The organism is Desulfobacter hydrogenophilus, assembly GCF_004319545.1.
In the GTDB taxonomy this organism is placed as follows: Bacteria; Desulfobacterota; Desulfobacteria; order Desulfobacterales; family Desulfobacteraceae; genus Desulfobacter; species Desulfobacter hydrogenophilus.
Genome location: NZ_CP036313.1, coordinates 2,164,899 through 2,179,377, shown reverse-complemented (window position 1 = coordinate 2,179,377; position 14,479 = coordinate 2,164,899). Strand labels below are relative to the sequence as shown.

14 protein-coding genes are annotated in these 14,479 nt (G+C 46.5%); 8 read left to right on the top strand and 6 right to left on the bottom strand.

Translation table 11 applies throughout. The annotated features are described in order from the left end of the window. The first annotated feature begins 538 nt into the window (after positions 1-538). Positions 539-1,405, top strand: coding sequence for a thymidylate synthase (thyA, locus tag EYB58_RS09580; RefSeq protein WP_111959587.1), 867 nt, complete (start codon positions 539-541; stop codon positions 1,403-1,405). Positions 1,406-1,495: 90 nt separating this feature from the next. Here the strand turns inward: thyA and EYB58_RS09575 are convergent, their stop codons facing one another. The 4 genes from EYB58_RS09575 to EYB58_RS09560 all read right to left on the bottom strand — a co-directional run bounded on the left by EYB58_RS09575 (position 1,496) and on the right by EYB58_RS09560 (position 6,254). Next, on the bottom strand, positions 1,496-2,461 hold the full coding sequence (locus tag EYB58_RS09575) for an electron transfer flavoprotein subunit alpha/FixB family protein (protein WP_111959589.1): 966 nt from the start codon (positions 2,459-2,461) through the stop codon (positions 1,496-1,498). A 2-nt stretch (positions 2,462-2,463) separates the two neighbouring features. After that, positions 2,464-3,249 carry an electron transfer flavoprotein subunit beta/FixA family protein gene (locus EYB58_RS09570; protein WP_111959591.1) on the bottom strand — a complete coding sequence of 262 codons (786 nt, stop codon included), beginning with the start codon at positions 3,247-3,249 and terminating at the stop codon, positions 2,464-2,466. A gap of 177 nt (positions 3,250-3,426) precedes the next feature. Further along, positions 3,427-5,493 carry a (Fe-S)-binding protein gene (locus tag EYB58_RS09565; RefSeq protein WP_111959592.1) on the bottom strand — a complete coding sequence of 689 codons (2,067 nt, stop codon included), beginning with the start codon at positions 5,491-5,493 and terminating at the stop codon, positions 3,427-3,429. Positions 5,494-5,669: 176 nt separating this feature from the next. Then, on the bottom strand, positions 5,670-6,254 hold the full coding sequence (locus EYB58_RS09560; protein WP_111959594.1) for a TetR/AcrR family transcriptional regulator: 585 nt from the start codon (positions 6,252-6,254) through the stop codon (positions 5,670-5,672). A 359-nt stretch (positions 6,255-6,613) separates the two neighbouring features. Between EYB58_RS09560 and EYB58_RS09555 the strand changes: the two genes are divergently transcribed. The 4 genes from EYB58_RS09555 (at position 6,614) to EYB58_RS09540 (ending at position 9,343) form a co-directional block, all read left to right on the top strand. Next, entirely contained in the window at positions 6,614-7,900 is a 1,287-nt protein-coding gene (locus EYB58_RS09555; protein WP_111959596.1) for a class II fructose-bisphosphate aldolase, read from the top strand. Positions 7,901-7,960: 60 nt separating this feature from the next. Further along, positions 7,961-8,401, top strand: coding sequence for a DVU0524 family FlgM-associated protein (locus EYB58_RS09550; protein ID WP_111959598.1), 441 nt, complete (start codon positions 7,961-7,963; stop codon positions 8,399-8,401). Position 8,402: 1 nt separating this feature from the next. Then, entirely contained in the window at positions 8,403-8,705 is a 303-nt protein-coding gene (gene flgM, locus EYB58_RS09545) for a flagellar biosynthesis anti-sigma factor FlgM (protein ID WP_111959600.1), read from the top strand. 182 nt (positions 8,706-8,887) lie between these two features. Next, the gene (locus EYB58_RS09540; RefSeq protein ID WP_111959601.1) at positions 8,888-9,343 is read left to right on the top strand and encodes a hypothetical protein; all 456 of its coding nucleotides are present in this window, start codon (positions 8,888-8,890) and stop codon (positions 9,341-9,343) included. A 31-nt stretch (positions 9,344-9,374) separates the two neighbouring features. Here EYB58_RS09540 and mazG read toward each other — a convergent pair whose 3' ends face one another. Both mazG and EYB58_RS09530 read right to left on the bottom strand, forming a co-directional pair. After that, positions 9,375-10,169 carry a nucleoside triphosphate pyrophosphohydrolase gene (gene mazG / locus EYB58_RS09535; RefSeq protein ID WP_111959603.1) on the bottom strand — a complete coding sequence of 265 codons (795 nt, stop codon included), beginning with the start codon at positions 10,167-10,169 and terminating at the stop codon, positions 9,375-9,377. After that, the gene (locus tag EYB58_RS09530; protein WP_111959613.1) at positions 10,157-10,678 is read right to left on the bottom strand and encodes a CvpA family protein; all 522 of its coding nucleotides are present in this window, start codon (positions 10,676-10,678) and stop codon (positions 10,157-10,159) included. The genes mazG and EYB58_RS09530 overlap by 13 nt, the downstream gene beginning before the upstream one ends. Before the next feature lie 112 nt (positions 10,679-10,790). Here EYB58_RS09530 and EYB58_RS09525 point away from each other — a divergent pair, with 112 nt between their 5' ends. The 3 genes from EYB58_RS09525 to ybeY are packed head-to-tail and all read left to right on the top strand — an operon-like array spanning position 10,791 to position 14,470. Next, on the top strand, positions 10,791-11,732 hold the full coding sequence (locus EYB58_RS09525; RefSeq protein WP_111959605.1) for a PhoH family protein: 942 nt from the start codon (positions 10,791-10,793) through the stop codon (positions 11,730-11,732). After that, entirely contained in the window at positions 11,716-14,109 is a 2,394-nt protein-coding gene (locus tag EYB58_RS09520; protein ID WP_111959606.1) for an HD family phosphohydrolase, read from the top strand. The genes EYB58_RS09525 and EYB58_RS09520 overlap by 17 nt, the downstream gene beginning before the upstream one ends. Further along, on the top strand, positions 14,006-14,470 hold the full coding sequence (ybeY, locus tag EYB58_RS09515; RefSeq protein WP_242637607.1) for an rRNA maturation RNase YbeY: 465 nt from the start codon (positions 14,006-14,008) through the stop codon (positions 14,468-14,470). The genes EYB58_RS09520 and ybeY overlap by 104 nt, the downstream gene beginning before the upstream one ends. Positions 14,471-14,479: the final 9 nt, after the last annotated feature.

Sequence of the window (14,479 nt, the reverse complement as noted above, 5' to 3'; positions counted from 1 at the left end):
ATGCGATAATGGCTCCTCAGTATTTACAGGAGGTGATATTTTTGCACAGCAGTGGGCGAACAAACAGCAGGGCAAATCCGGCTATGTTCCGGTCAAGCGAACGATTACCCCACAAGATCTGGAAGATCATTTCAAGGGAACATCTTCATTTCGCAGGACCATCCAGACCCAGGCCCGGGCGTTTTCAGACTGTCTTCTGGATCCTGGAAAGCCTTACCGGCCCATGACATTTTGAATGAGCATCTGCTCTTTGATAATTGTCCGAACCCCAAAAAATCGGAACAAAATGGAAGTTGCACTCCATATTTGCACCATTTTTAAATTCCATAAGCAAATGGATGAATTTTTCAGAATCGTCTGGTACAATTGCCTGAATTTTTCTTCACCATTTAACCGCAATAACGGACATGGGCCGAAAGCCCACAACAAACAATGAAACTAAAAGAACCAGAAATACAGGGTAAAACCAGGCGCCGCAGGCGCTTCATCCTCTTGTTTCTTGGCTCTTGTTTCTATTTTCATGCAAACGGACACGCATATGGACGCCTATTCAAATATTGTCAGAAAAGTACTTAACCAGGGCCAGGTCAAGGAAAACCGCACCGGCGTGAACACCATTGCCATTGCCGGGGCCATGTTTGAACATGACATGGCCCAAGGATTTCCATTGCTGACCACCAAATATGTGCCCTTTTCCCTTGTGGCCCAAGAACTGGAATTTTTTATCAAAGGCATCACCGATAAAAACTGGCTGCGGGACAGAAACAACCACATCTGGGATGAATGGTGCTCGCCGGCGAAGATCGCCTACGGGCATGATGATAAGACCAGGAAAAGGATGATGGCCGAACGGGAACTTGGCCCCATTTACGGGTTCCAGTGGCGGCATTTTGGCGGTGGATATCAGGCCTGGGACAAGGCTCCGGTTCCGGCCGGGGTAGATCAGCTTAAAAACCTGGTGGACACCCTGAAAACCAATCCCGATGACCGGCGGATGATCGTATCGGCCTGGAACCCCATAGATCTGGGTCAGATGGCCCTGCCGCCCTGCCACTACGGTTTTCAGGTCACAGTCATCAACGGACGGCTTAATCTGCTGTGGAACCAGAGATCCGTGGATACAGCCCTGGGGCTGCCCTTTAACATTGCAAGCTATGGACTTCTTCTGACGCTTCTGGCCCTGGAATCAGGTTTTAAACCGGGCACCCTTGTGGGCTTTCTGGGGGACACCCATATTTATGAAAACCATGTGCAGGGACTGACCCAACAGCTTGAAAGAAAACCCTTTGACCTGCCTGGTATAGAAACCACTTCTTTTAGCTCTATTTTTGACTGGCAGTACAAGGACACGGTTTTAACGGACTACCAGCACCACCCGGCCATCCGGTTTGAAATTGCTGTTTAAACAAAGAAAAGCCCTGCAGGCTTTAAAGTCCGCAGGGCTTTTTTGTTACATACCGGAAAAACTGACCACCGGCAATCTGCTTATGGTAGTTTAGAGTTCTTCAATAGCTTCCTGGAGTTCAGGCATAAAATCAAGAATATCTTCCACGATACCCACATCAGCAACCTGGAAAATCGGTGCTTTGGGATTTTTGTTCACAGCAACGATAAAGGGATTGCCCTTGATGCCGCCCATGTGCTGGAAGGAACCGGAAATACCCATGGCCATGTAAACTTTGGGTTTAACGGTCTGGCCGGAGGTACCCACCTGACGGGATTTTTCAAGCCATTTGGCGTCAACAATGGGACGAGAGCAGGAAACCACCGCACCCATGGCGTCAGCCAGTTCCTGGGCAACTTCAATATTGTCTTCATCTTCAATACCACGGCCAATGGAAACCAGAACGTCGGATTTGGTGATATCAACATCGCCAACTTCCGCCTCAACCACTTCCAGGAAGGTTCTTTTGGCCGAAAGGTCACCGGCATCACCGGATTTGTCAACCACGGCACCGGAAGCCCCCCCGTCAACCGGAGCAAATGCGCCCGGACGGATGGTGATAACAGCGCCCGCAGCCGCATTGCAGGTCACATGGGTGGACACAGCACCGCCCAGTTCCTGGCGGATAAGTTTCAGGGTAGTACCGTCCATGCCTTCAAAATCCACAACATCAGCCACATAGGCGGAATCCAGTTTGATGGACAGGCCAGGAGCCAAATCCATGCCGAATGTATCATGGGGCACCAGCACAATGGCGTCAGCCGGAATGATATTGGTCAGAGCTTTTCTCACGATCTCGGCATTGGGATAGGCCAGGGCGGTATTGTCAATCTTAATGACTTCAGCATAAACCTTGGTCAGTTCGTTTGCGACCTTTTCAAGGTCTGCACCGGAACCTGAGACAACAGCAGTGACGGATGCACCAGCATCAATCTTTTTTGCAGCACCCGGGAATTCAAACGCCACATCTCCGGCCACCCCGTTTTTAAATGGAACATATGCAAAAATCTGTGTCATGATCAAAGACCTCCTTTGGCTTTCAGCTTCTCAATCAGTTTTTCAATAATTTCATCGGTGGAGCCTTCAAGCATTTCAGCACCGTCGCCCAGATCAGGTACAAAATAATCCACGCGTTTGATCTTTGCACCGGCTTCTCCCACGCTGCCGGCATCCACACCAAGATCACCGGCACCTTTTACAGGAATCTCAACACTGGCCACCTTACGGATACCGCGGATACCGACATAACGGGGTTCATTGATACCGGTCTGAATGGAAAGCACGCAGGGCAACTCAATTTCGTTCATTTCCTGGTTGCCGCCTTCGATTTCCCGGCCCACTTTAATTTTTCCGTCAGCGGGTTCAATCTTGTTCACCAGAGAAGCATAGGGGTAATCCAGCATCGCCGCAAGCATGCCGCCAACCTGACCCGCGCCTTCATCGGCCTGGGCTCCGGTAAGAATCAGGTCGTACTTGCCTTTTTCAACTTCAGCTTTGAGAATGGCGGCAATACCTCTGCCGTCCGATCCGTCAAAGGCGTCGTCGGAAAGAAGAACGCCGTTATTGGCACCCATGGCCATCTCACGCCGCAGGACTTCTTCAGCCTCATCATCACCCACAGTTACAACAGTTATGCTGCCGCCCAGATTATCCACGATCTGAATGGCTTCTTCAACGGCATAGTTGTCCCACTCGTTCACGGAATAAACCAGATCATCACGATCCAGATCATTTCCTTCGGAATTGAGTTCAAATTCGTTCTCAGCAGTATCTGGAACGCGTTTGACGCACACCAAAATTTCCATTATTTCCTCCTTAAGCTTATTTTTTTGAATCTGCCGGGCGTATTAAACCAAACCCGGCAGATAATGATTAGCTAAATGTTTGGACAGTACCCCATATTCGACTATTTGGGACTGCGTAGCATACTAATGCTATGTGAGCAGGCCAAAATAGGTGAAGATGGGGTGCTGAACGAATATTTACAAATGTTCCTCAATGAGTTGCGTAAAATCAAGGGCTTCCATCTCGCCTTCTTTTCCGGCCACCTTAATGGCATCCTGGATATTTACCAGACAGAAAGGACAGGCCGTGACAATCACATTGGCGCCGGCTTCGGCTGCCATATTCACCCTGAGAACCCCCATGCGGGTCTCTTCTTCAGGTTCATAAAACAGCATCAGACCACCGCCGCCGCAGCAGAAGGACCGGTCACGGCTCTTTTCCAATTCCACCCGGGTCAGGCCGGCAATGGCATCCATAGCCTGTCTTGGGGATTCATAAATACTGTTGTGGCGACCCAGATAACAGGGATCATGATACACATATACTTTATCCCGATCTTTGCACGGTTTCATGGTCAGCGCACCGGATTCAATCTTTTCAGCGACAATTTCACTGATATGTTTGACAGGGGGCAGGCCTGTATAGTCTTTTTTCAACGCATTCAGGGCATGGGGGTCGGCCGTGACAATCTGTTTGACACCGGATGCAAGAATGGCTTCGGTATTCTGGGCTTTGAGCTCCTGGTAAAGCATCTCTTCACCAAACCGGACGACCTCGTTGCCGCTGTCTTTTTCGTCCTTGCCCAGGATGCCGAAGTCCACGCCGGCCTTTTCAAGGATGATGGCGGTCCTGCGGGCAATGTCCTGGATATTGTCGTCATAGGAAGTAATACTGTCTACAAAGTACAGGGTATCGGCGCTGTCTTTGCCCAGATCCTTGACCGTATGGGTTTCGGCAAAGTTCTTTTCCTTAGCCCAGTCTGCGCGTTTCTTCTCCATTTTACCATAGGGGTTGCCGCGTTTTTCAAGGGCTTTAAGGGGTTTTTGCAGGGACTGGGGCACCATGCCCTCATCTACCATACCACGACGCAGGTCAACTATCTTATCAATATATTCAATCCCCAGGGGGCATTCCTGCTCACAGGCACCGCAGGTGGTGCAGGACCAGATTTCATCCTCTGTATAAATATCCTCCACCAGAAGTTTGTCGGATTTATAAATCACACCGGACTTAATGGGATAGTTCTTAAAAATAAGATCCCTGGCCTTGATGCTGATGAACCGCGGGGACAAAGGACGGCCGGCTGCATTGGCCGGACACTGGTCGGAACAGCGGCCGCAGTCTGCACAGGAGTAGAAATCAAGCATGTGCTTCCAGGTGAAATCCTCAAGGTGTTTAACGCCGAAGGAGTCAAGGTTGTCCAGTTCCTCATCGGAAACACCGTATTTAACCGGTTTGATATTGCCTTTTTTCACCCGCATGAAAAAGACGTTGAAAATAGAGGTGATGACGTGAAAATGTTTTCCCAAAGGCAAAAAGCACAGAAAAAAGAAGAAGGTAAAATCATGCACATAATACATAATGATATGCAGGCCCTGGAGGAATTCCAAGGATACAACACTAAGTATCTTTGAAAAAAACCAGGCCAGCGAAAAAATTGCCGGGAAATGGGCTTCACCAAGGGCCTGATAGTTGTAGGCGACAGCAGATGCGTCAAACATGCTTTCTGAAATCATCAGGGTGGCGATGAGGCCCAGAACAAAAACCGCTTCTGCCGTATGGTCATGACCATACTTTTCAGGCACGGCATAGCGGGCCGGTTTGATGATGGCCCGGCGGTAGGCCGCGATAATACAGGCCACAAGAACGGCGGTGGCTGCGTAATCTTTAATGAAATTGTAAACAGCACCAAGGCTGCCGTCGAACCCGGGCAGCACAAATCCGTCAAACACACCGATGATGACAAGGCTGGTGGAGCGGATGGAAAGGATTAAAAAACCGGCAAATATAATGATGTGCAGTATTCCTGCCCGCATATATCTAGGCTGGCGGATCTGTCCCAACCAGACAACGATTAGGTTTTTAATCCGTTCCGGAATATTGTTAAAGCGATAGTCCGGATTGGCGCGGACCAGAGGAGCGATTCTCCGGGCTATGATGTAGGTAAAAAGCCCGACACCAATTACCGGCAAAAAAAATGAAAAAATCACTGTTGGAAAAAAGCCGAACAACAAATAGTTTGCCGGAGCAATGATCATAGACATACTTGACTTACCTCCATATTATATTTAAATCGTGAATTCAGGCTCAGTGTGCTTTAATAGACATCTACTTTGGCGTCAAGAAAAAAGCATAAAATTGAGTTCAACGTAACTTTCCCTCCCCAAAAATATCTGGAAGGGAAAAAACAGTGTTGGTTCCTGCTTGGCGGGGTTTAGTTTTAGCCCCCCCGGACGCCCGTCATATAAAGGTCCACCAGCGGATCTGCCATGCTCCCAAGATCATAGCGGCCATGGGCATTGACCCAGGTGGAAATGACACCCTCCACAGCCCCGAGGATAAACCGTTTCACAAGCCCGACAAAAAGATCCTGACGCATGCTACCCTCAATCTGACCTTGCTCGATAATATCGGATAACAGATCAAGGTACATCTTTGAAATATTCTTAACCTGAGACTCAATATCCCGTAGATATCTCACTTCTGATTGAAAAATAATTGCCATGTTTCTATCACTTTGAAATTCCTCAAGATGACAGCGGATCAAATTTCTCAGCTTGCTTTCCGCATTTGTGCCTTTGGCCACGGCAACATTCATTTTTTCGAACACCACATCTGTTTTAAAGCTCAGGTACTGATAAAGGATATCGTCCTTGTTCTTGAAATAAAGGTATAAAGTGCCGTCCGCCACCCCAGCCCTGGCAGCAATCTGTGAAATGGTGGCTTTGTAAAAACCATGTTCCGCAAACACTGCTCCGGCACTGTTTAAAATTTTATGATATTTCTCGGACTTACTTTTCTGCAAATATATTCATCCTTCTCTTACCTAAATGAACAACGGATCATCTATCTGACAATAAATTTGTGCAAACTAACTACAGATCCATACAAATGTCAAGCCTTGCAAAAACTTTCAAAATAGAAGCCATTATATCAATATATCTAATAGCTTAATAACATTAACACATGCAGATTTTATCATACCCGGACCACTCAGTTTTATTATCTCCACCCCCAAAAGCCATGAACACTCATTCATTCATTTAAAAATTGCCTTCACTTCTTTTATTGAACTTGATTTTAGGTTATTTTAATGTAAAAAGTTTATGATTCCTAACCATTCTTTACATACAAGATATTACTTACATACGGGAGGATTTCATCATGACCTATTCACAATCCGAAGAATACCGCAAACTGCTCGATTACGGCAGACCCCCCAATGTGAAAAAATGCTTTCCCAGCTCAAAAGCATTAATTGTCAGCGGTAAATATATTGACCGCGCCATGCTGGCCAAAGGCGGCTGCATGACCATTGCGGCGAACGGCAGAAACGCTTTTGTCATCAAAGGGACCCTTGCCGCAGCACAACGTGCCAATGCTGCAGTTATCATCGAGATTGCCCGCTCCGAGGGTGGTACCGGGGCCTATTGCGCCACCAGCCTTTGGAACATTGCAAGACAGACCGACGCGTATATGAATGAAATGGGTATAACCATTCCCGTGGCTATCCATGCAGACCATTTCGGAATTAAAAAACCAGAAGAGGTTGAACCTGCAAAAACCGAAATCCGGTCTTTATTTGATACCGGGATCACCTCTATTGCCATTGACGCATCCCACATGCCCGATGACCAGAATCTTTTGGCCAATATTGAATTAAATCCGTATGTGCCTGAGTGGGCAGGTCTTGAAACTGAAGTGGGTGAAATAAAAGGAGAACAGGGGATTTCAACCGCCGAAGAAGCCCTGTTTCTGATCCAGGGGCTCAATGCCCACAGCATTTTCCCGGACTGGATTGCCCTGAACAACGGCACCACCCACGGCATTGAACAAAGCGATTCAGGCATCAATGTCGAGTTGACGGCACAAATCCATAACTGCCTATCCCCTTACGGAATTTCCGGAGCCCAGCACGGTACATCAGGAAACAATTCCGACCGGTTGCGCCAGATTGCCAAGAACACAAGAACCACAAAAGCCAATGTTGCCACGGCCCTTCAGATGATCTCCTGGGGGGTAAAGGTTAATGATTTCGGCAATGCCATCATGGATGAGTCTGGCAATTTTATCAAAGAGCCTGGTAAAGGTGTTTCCCAGGCCACGTGGGAAAAAATGTGTACTGTTGCCGCAGCCAATGACTGGCAAAAAGGGAATTTTAAAAAACTGAACCTTCCCTTTGAAAATATTCTGACAGCCCAGGATGCGCCGGTTCGGGAGCGAATGGTCAAAAACGTTGAAAATTTTGTATTTACGCTGCTCACCGACGTGTTTAACGCGACAGATACAGCGGACCTGGTAAAAAAACAAATTTTTGAGACCCAGTCACACATGGCTGGCTTCAAAGCGAAAAAAATTGAACAAAAAGATGAATGGACCCGGGAACAAATTATTGAAAAGGCCTCCCATATCACGATGGAAAAAGGTCCTGAAGGGAATTTTGATGATTAAAAATTTTTTCTAAAGTTTTAATTTTACCAAGCCGATACTGGGTTTAAGGAGAAAATTAAAATGCAGATACCTTCATACCAAATACAAAATGTCTTGAAAGTCTACTCAAGGCAATTCAGCCAAGGCAAACTGCTGGGGAAAAATAAATTCAGCGATGCCAACAAGGTTTCTGCAGACAGTGTCAACATCTCATCGGAAGGCAAGCGTCAGGCCATTATAGATAGGGTTGCAAGCAACATTGTTGATAAAATTATCACCGAAGGCCCCAATGAAAACGAAAAAGATGAGGCCCATATCACCAATCAAATTGAAAAAGAGCTGGGGAAAAAAATTGATTTTACCCAAGGGAGAAATCAATTCACTTATAGCTCGGTTGATGAAAATAATAATAAGGTTGTCCAGACCTTGTCCGTGGAGGATTCTAAATTCATTGTAGAACGGATGACGGAACTGGCACGCCAGGTGGCTGATTCCAACATGGAATCCCAGGAGGGTGTTTAATATGAAAATTAATTCCACACCGCAGTATATCAATCAAAGTTACGCTGCCAATAATGCCAACACGACCGCTAAAACTTCGGCGGAGCAAGGCAAACAATCTGAAGAGCCCCTCTCTGACAGCATTAATTTGTCCAGCACCACCAGGGATCTCCAGAAAATTTCGGCCGCATCTGCCGAAGAACCCAAAGACAGAGCCCAGATGGTTGAAGCCCTCAAACAACAGGTTCAGTCCAATCTATACACAGTGAATGCCGAGCAGGTTGCGGAAAAAATGATCGGCTCCATTATGAACGAAGTGGGTTAACCAGGCGGCATTTTTTTCCCTCCTGCCTGACGCATCAATGTCTTCAGGCAGGAGTTTTTTTATCCTCAACGCGATAACATTTTGATTTTTATATTAAATTCAAACACAACCGAATCATTGGAAATTCAAATTAGTCGGCACACTTTTTGCTTTATTCTTCCTTAATAAAAAAGGAGGACAATATGACCAATATTAACAATATCCAAAACATTACCCAAATAATAAATGGTCAATCAACTAAAGTATCCCAGGCCAGAGGACAGGCACAGGGATTTGAATCATTGCTCAGTTCCGCACAGGAAGAAATAGAGGCGGCCAAGGAAGGGACACAGACCAGTGAATTGGGTGAAATCTCTGCGCCGGCTTTTGACATTCAAACCGTATCTTCCATTGTTACGAATAAAACCGACAAGCTGCTGACCGGCCTGGAAAGCTATTCATCCCAGCTCAATGATACCAGTTTCACTTTAAAGGATATTGAGCCTGTGCTTAAAGGGCTGGATGAAGACGCCACATCTTTATTGGAAGAAGCACTGTCTCTTGGAGAAGATGATCAGGAACTCATAGATATTGCCACCAGTACGGCTATTACTGCAAAAACAGAATATCTAAAATTCCAGAGAGGTGACTACCTGTAAGGACCGCAGATTAAATAAGAGGCTATAGACATCATTTTTTTCTTTGTGCACAAACCTGTTTGGCTGCCTGCCAGTACGTCTCCTTTTCTCCGGGAGACATCTGCTTTAAATCAAGGCCTTTTTTTTCAATGGCAGCTTCCATGGTCCTGAATCGTTCCTCAAATTTTGAAGTGGACCGGTAAAGTGCTGTTTCCGGATGAAAACCGGCAAATCTTGCCACATTCACAAGGGAAAAAAGGATATCTCCAAATTCAAGTATGGCATCATCCTGGTCCATGGAGAGTGCTGCCTCAAATTCATGTATTTCTGAAACTGCGGTATCCAGAACCTGCCCTAAGTTTTCCCACTCAAATCCGGCCTTAACTGCAGATTTAGAAACTTTCAAAGCCCGCAGCAGCCCCGGCATTCCGCCAGGCACATTGTCAAGGGCAGAGCGTCTTTCAGAAGTGCCCGAACCGATTTTCTCTCCAGCCTTAATCGCCTCCCATTGTTTATTTAATTCATCTTCGGATGTAATCCGGCTGTCTGCGTAAACATGGGGATGGCGACGAATCATTTTCTCAGCCACGGCATTAACCACCCGGTTAAAGGGAAATCTGCCGGAGTCGGCATAAATTTCCATAATAAAAAGGACCTGGAAAAGAACGTCTCCAAGCTCCTCTACAATATTATCCTCATCATCTTTGACGATGGCTTCTTCCAGTTCATATAGCTCTTCGGCAAGACACCTCCACATGGTGGACGGGGTCTGCTTCCTGTCCCAGGCACATCCGTTCTGCCCCCGAAGCCTTCGGATAATCTCAAGCAGGGGAGTTATTGTTTCCACGTTTGTTTTAATCCTTCCAACTCTTTACTGAAATCCATTTTGATATTCCGGGAGATAAACAGGGTCAGAGCATCAGCAACCTGGGCCAGATAGGGTGCAGTGCGGGACGCTGCCATATGATTACTGCCGTTGGGTGCAAAGCTTGTGATTATTATAAAAAGGACGGTTGTAATAAGTATACCTTTGGCAGCCCCGAAGATAACACCGAATGTTCTGTTCACCCAGCCTAAAAATACAATTTTCAGCAATTTGTGGATCAGGGCGGCCACAAGCCCCACAGCAATGAGAATTAGACAGAACAATAGAAAAAAGCAGACCAGTTTTTGAATCTGCGGTGATGAAATCCATGAATTAATATAGGGAATCAACTGGGGATAATAGGTGTTGGCTCCGTAGAAACCGGCCACAACCCCCACGATGCCGGAAATTTCCCGAACCAAGCCTCTAAAGCCCCCCCGGATAAGGCAAAACCCAATAATAATCAATACGCAAAGGTCAAAAAAATTCATATGTTCCCTTAATTTGATTATAATTTTAAATGCACAAACAGATAACAGCAGGATAACTTGCCAGTCAAGATTTTTATTGACCTTTAAACCAATAAAATGCACCCTATAGCCCATGAAAAATCTTGAGTTTCAGAACATTACCCTTGCCCAGAAACTCTTTGGGACACACAATACCAACCTGGAAAAAATTGCCCGGGCCTTTGATGTTAAAATAAACTCAAGGGGGGGAGCAATTTCAGTCAGTGGTGCAGAAAAAAAAGCAGATAAGGTGATTGATCTGGTCGGCCAACTTTATGACCTTCTGGAAGAAAAAATACGATTGACACCTGCTGTTGTGGATGCCGCCATTAATGCGGTTCAACAGGGTGGGGCCACCCCCTTGAAAAAAATTTTTACCACCACAATAGTGGTAACGGCCAAGAACAAGCCGATTACACCCCGGACCCCAACCCAGCTGACATACACCGAGGCCATAAAATCCAATGACATCCTTTTCGGTATCGGCCCGGCCGGCACCGGAAAAACCTACCTTGCCATGGCCATGGCCGTTGCAGCGTTTACAAAAGGTGATGTAAAAAAAATCATTCTCACCCGTCCTGCGGTGGAAGCTGGAGAGGCATTGGGTTTTCTTCCGGGTGACCTGGCTGAAAAAATAAATCCATATTTACGGCCTCTGTATGATGCCCTTTATGATATGCTTGATTTTGAAAAAGCCAGAGCTTATATTGAGCAGGAAACGATTGAGATTGCACCCATTGCATTTATGAGGGGCAGAACCCTAAACGATGCATTTATCATTCTGGACGAGGCCCAGAACACCACCTCCCAACAGATGAAAATGTTTTTAACCCGAATTGGATATGGTTCAAAAGCCATTATTACAGGTGATGTTACCCAGACAGACCTGCCCGGAGGGAAAAAATCGGGGCTGGTGGAAGCCAGAAAGCTGCTTGCCCGGATAAAGGGGATCTCATTTATAGAATTCTCAAAGGAAGATGTTGTCAGGCACCGTCTGGTGTCCGACATCATAGACGCGTATGAAAAAAGCAAATAACCAGGGATGGTTTAAGCAGGTCGGGCAAGTCCTGTCATCCACCCCGTATCTCCCGCCGGTGATGTTTCTTCTGGTAGTAACTCTGTTCACCCTGGCCCAGACCTTTGACCACACCACTGAATCATATGCATATAAAATAGGTGATGTGGCTGGCAGGGACATTAAAGCGCCCAAAAATTTTTTTATAGAAGACAAGGCCACCAACCTGGCCAAAATGAATTATGCCAAGACATCGACCAAAACGGTATATGATTTTGATGCCGACCTGTTGAAAAATATAACCACCGACATTGCAGCGGCCATGCATTTCGGACAAGAGATGTTCCAATCCCAGGAAAATGCACTGGAAAATAGCCCCCCCGGATCTCCGGCTCCCGCATTTTCCATGGCCCTGGCATTCAAGCCCCAATTTGAAAAAAAACTGGGCATAAAAATCTCCAAAGGTGCGTTCCAGATCCTGTTCAATGAAAAATTTTCCGAAGAGGTTACGGGATATCTTACCGCCATTATAGGTACTATTCTGACCAACGGCGTCGTAAGCAATAAAGAGATTCTTTTGGCCGAAGAAGAAAAAGGAATCATCCTTAAAACCATTCACTCCCACGAGGAACGCGTCATTACCGACCTCAAGGTGTTTTACGGACCAGACCAGGCCAAGACCATGGTAAGGGTTGTGGGCCAGCCTCTCCTGAAAAACGCCAACTACAGCTTGGCCAATCTGGTTGTGGATATCTGCCAGCGACTTTTACGGCCCAATATCACCTTGAATAAAAATGAAACGGAAAAGCGCATCCGGGAAGCCCAGACACACATCAAACCCACCCTTTACCAGATCAAGGCAGGCGAAATGATCATTCGGGAAGGGGAGCGGGTTGATGAACTCAAACTGGTCAAACTCAACGCCCTAAGCGAACAGGTCGAGGATAAAGATGTTATCATGACCATTACCGGCATCTGCATGTTTACCAGCCTTTTGCTTCTTGTGGTTTATTTTCTTTACCTCAAAGATCATCCAAGGCTTGGCCGGGATATGAATAAACACATGACCTTTCTTGTCCTGGGCCTTTTGCTTTATATCGGATTTACCGAGCTTGCCGTGTACATTGCCCACGCCTCAAATCCGGAAATGTCCGGTAAAATCGCCTCAAGAGCAATATATATGGTGGTTCCCTTGCCGGCTGCGGCCATGATCACCTGCATTTTCCTGGGGTTCGACATTGCCCTGTATTTTTCTATAGTGCTCTGCAGTTTATGTACCATCTCCTTTGGCTGCGAGTTCCAGGTCTTTTTGTTCTTTTTTCTGTCCAGTGTCACAGCGGCCTACTGGATCAAGGAAAGAAAAGAACGTCACCATTTCATTGTGGCAGGATTCAAACTGGCGTTGTTCAATGCATGCCTTGCCATTGCCCTTGGGTTTTTCATGCCCTCCCAGGCACTGCCATGGGGAATATTACTTAAACAGGTGACAATGGCCGTAGGCGGCGGTGTATTTGCGGCCATTCTTACCGTGGGATTCACACCGTTAATCGAAGTTCTGTTCAATTATACGACGGCTGCAAAACTACTGGAATTTTCAAATCTGGACCAGCCCCTGATCAAAAAATTAATGATCGAGGCTCCGGGCACATACAATCACAGTGTTATTGTAGCAACCCTTGCCGAAGCAGCCGCATCCGCCATCCATGCAGACAGTCTCAAGGCCAAGGTCATGGCATATTACCATGACATCGGCAAACTGGACAAAACCATGTATTTCATTGAAAATCAATCTGACGGGCGGAATCGCCATGACAAACTTTCCCCGTCCATGTCCGCATTGATTCTCATCGGCCATGTTAAAAAAGGCGTGGAAATGGCCAAAAAATACAAACTGGGCAATGAAATTGTGGAAGGCATTATCCAGCACCATGGTACATCCCTGATAAAATATTTTTATAACAAAAGCAAGAACGCCGGAAATGAAAACATTAATGAAGATGATTTCAGATACCCGGGTCCCAAACCCCAGACAAGGGAGGCGGGTATTGTCATGCTCGCAGATGTGGTAGAAGCTGCAACCCGGGCACTTGAGCGCCCTACCCCATCCAGAATCAAGGGCCGGGTAAAAGAGCTGATCAATGATATATTTGCCGACGGTCAGCTCGAAGAGTGCGAAATGACGCTGAAAGATCTGCACCAAATCGCCAAAAGTTTTAATAACATTTTAACCTCTATTTACCACAGCCGCATTGAGTACACTGACAAGCCCCAGGATAAAAAGCAGGACAAGAAGAATGGAAAACCTAAAGATACTGATAGACAACCACCAAGAGGAGAGGCTGCCAACAACGCCTCTGCACAAAAAGACCGAACAGATCTTAAGCGCCTTGGGTTGTGATAACCACGAAATCTCCATTGTGATTACGGATGATGCCCAGGTCAGGGATCTGAACCGGACATACCGGGGCAAAGACGCCCCCACCAATGTGCTTTCCTTTCCCATGCAGGAGGGAGAATTTTCAGATATTACCCCGGGACTTCTCGGAGATGTGGTGATCTCTCTTGATACGGCCCAGACCGAGGCACTATCCGCAGGAATTTCCACGGATGAACGGATGTCTCAATTATTGATACACGGCATTCTTCACTTGATTGGGTTTGACCATGAATTGGGTGAAAGCCAGGCCCGGGAAATGGAAGAAAAAAGTCTTGAACTTCTCCGGCTCATAGAAAAGAATCTCGATCTGACTGCATTCTGAAAAAGTTAA

What these genes read in the sequence shown, in the direction of transcription:
- EYB58_RS09555 (WP_111959596.1), top strand. Translation starts at nt 6,614, where the DNA reads ATGACCTATTCACAATCCGAAGAATACCGCAAACTGCTCGATTACGGC.
- thyA (WP_111959587.1), top strand. Translation starts at nt 539, where the DNA reads ATGGACGCCTATTCAAATATTGTCAGAAAAGTACTTAACCAGGGCCAG.
- EYB58_RS09530 (WP_111959613.1), bottom strand. Translation starts at nt 10,678, where the DNA reads ATGAATTTTTTTGACCTTTGCGTATTGATTATTATTGGGTTTTGCCTT.
- EYB58_RS09575 (WP_111959589.1), bottom strand. Translation starts at nt 2,461, where the DNA reads ATGACACAGATTTTTGCATATGTTCCATTTAAAAACGGGGTGGCCGGA.
- EYB58_RS09565 (WP_111959592.1), bottom strand. Translation starts at nt 5,493, where the DNA reads ATGTCTATGATCATTGCTCCGGCAAACTATTTGTTGTTCGGCTTTTTT.
- EYB58_RS09550 (WP_111959598.1), top strand. Translation starts at nt 7,961, where the DNA reads ATGCAGATACCTTCATACCAAATACAAAATGTCTTGAAAGTCTACTCA.
- EYB58_RS09520 (WP_111959606.1), top strand. Translation starts at nt 11,716, where the DNA reads ATGAAAAAAGCAAATAACCAGGGATGGTTTAAGCAGGTCGGGCAAGTC.
- ybeY (WP_242637607.1), top strand. Translation starts at nt 14,006, where the DNA reads ATGGAAAACCTAAAGATACTGATAGACAACCACCAAGAGGAGAGGCTG.
- flgM (WP_111959600.1), top strand. Translation starts at nt 8,403, where the DNA reads ATGAAAATTAATTCCACACCGCAGTATATCAATCAAAGTTACGCTGCC.
- EYB58_RS09570 (WP_111959591.1), bottom strand. Translation starts at nt 3,249, where the DNA reads ATGGAAATTTTGGTGTGCGTCAAACGCGTTCCAGATACTGCTGAGAAC.
- EYB58_RS09540 (WP_111959601.1), top strand. Translation starts at nt 8,888, where the DNA reads ATGACCAATATTAACAATATCCAAAACATTACCCAAATAATAAATGGT.
- EYB58_RS09525 (WP_111959605.1), top strand. Translation starts at nt 10,791, where the DNA reads ATGAAAAATCTTGAGTTTCAGAACATTACCCTTGCCCAGAAACTCTTT.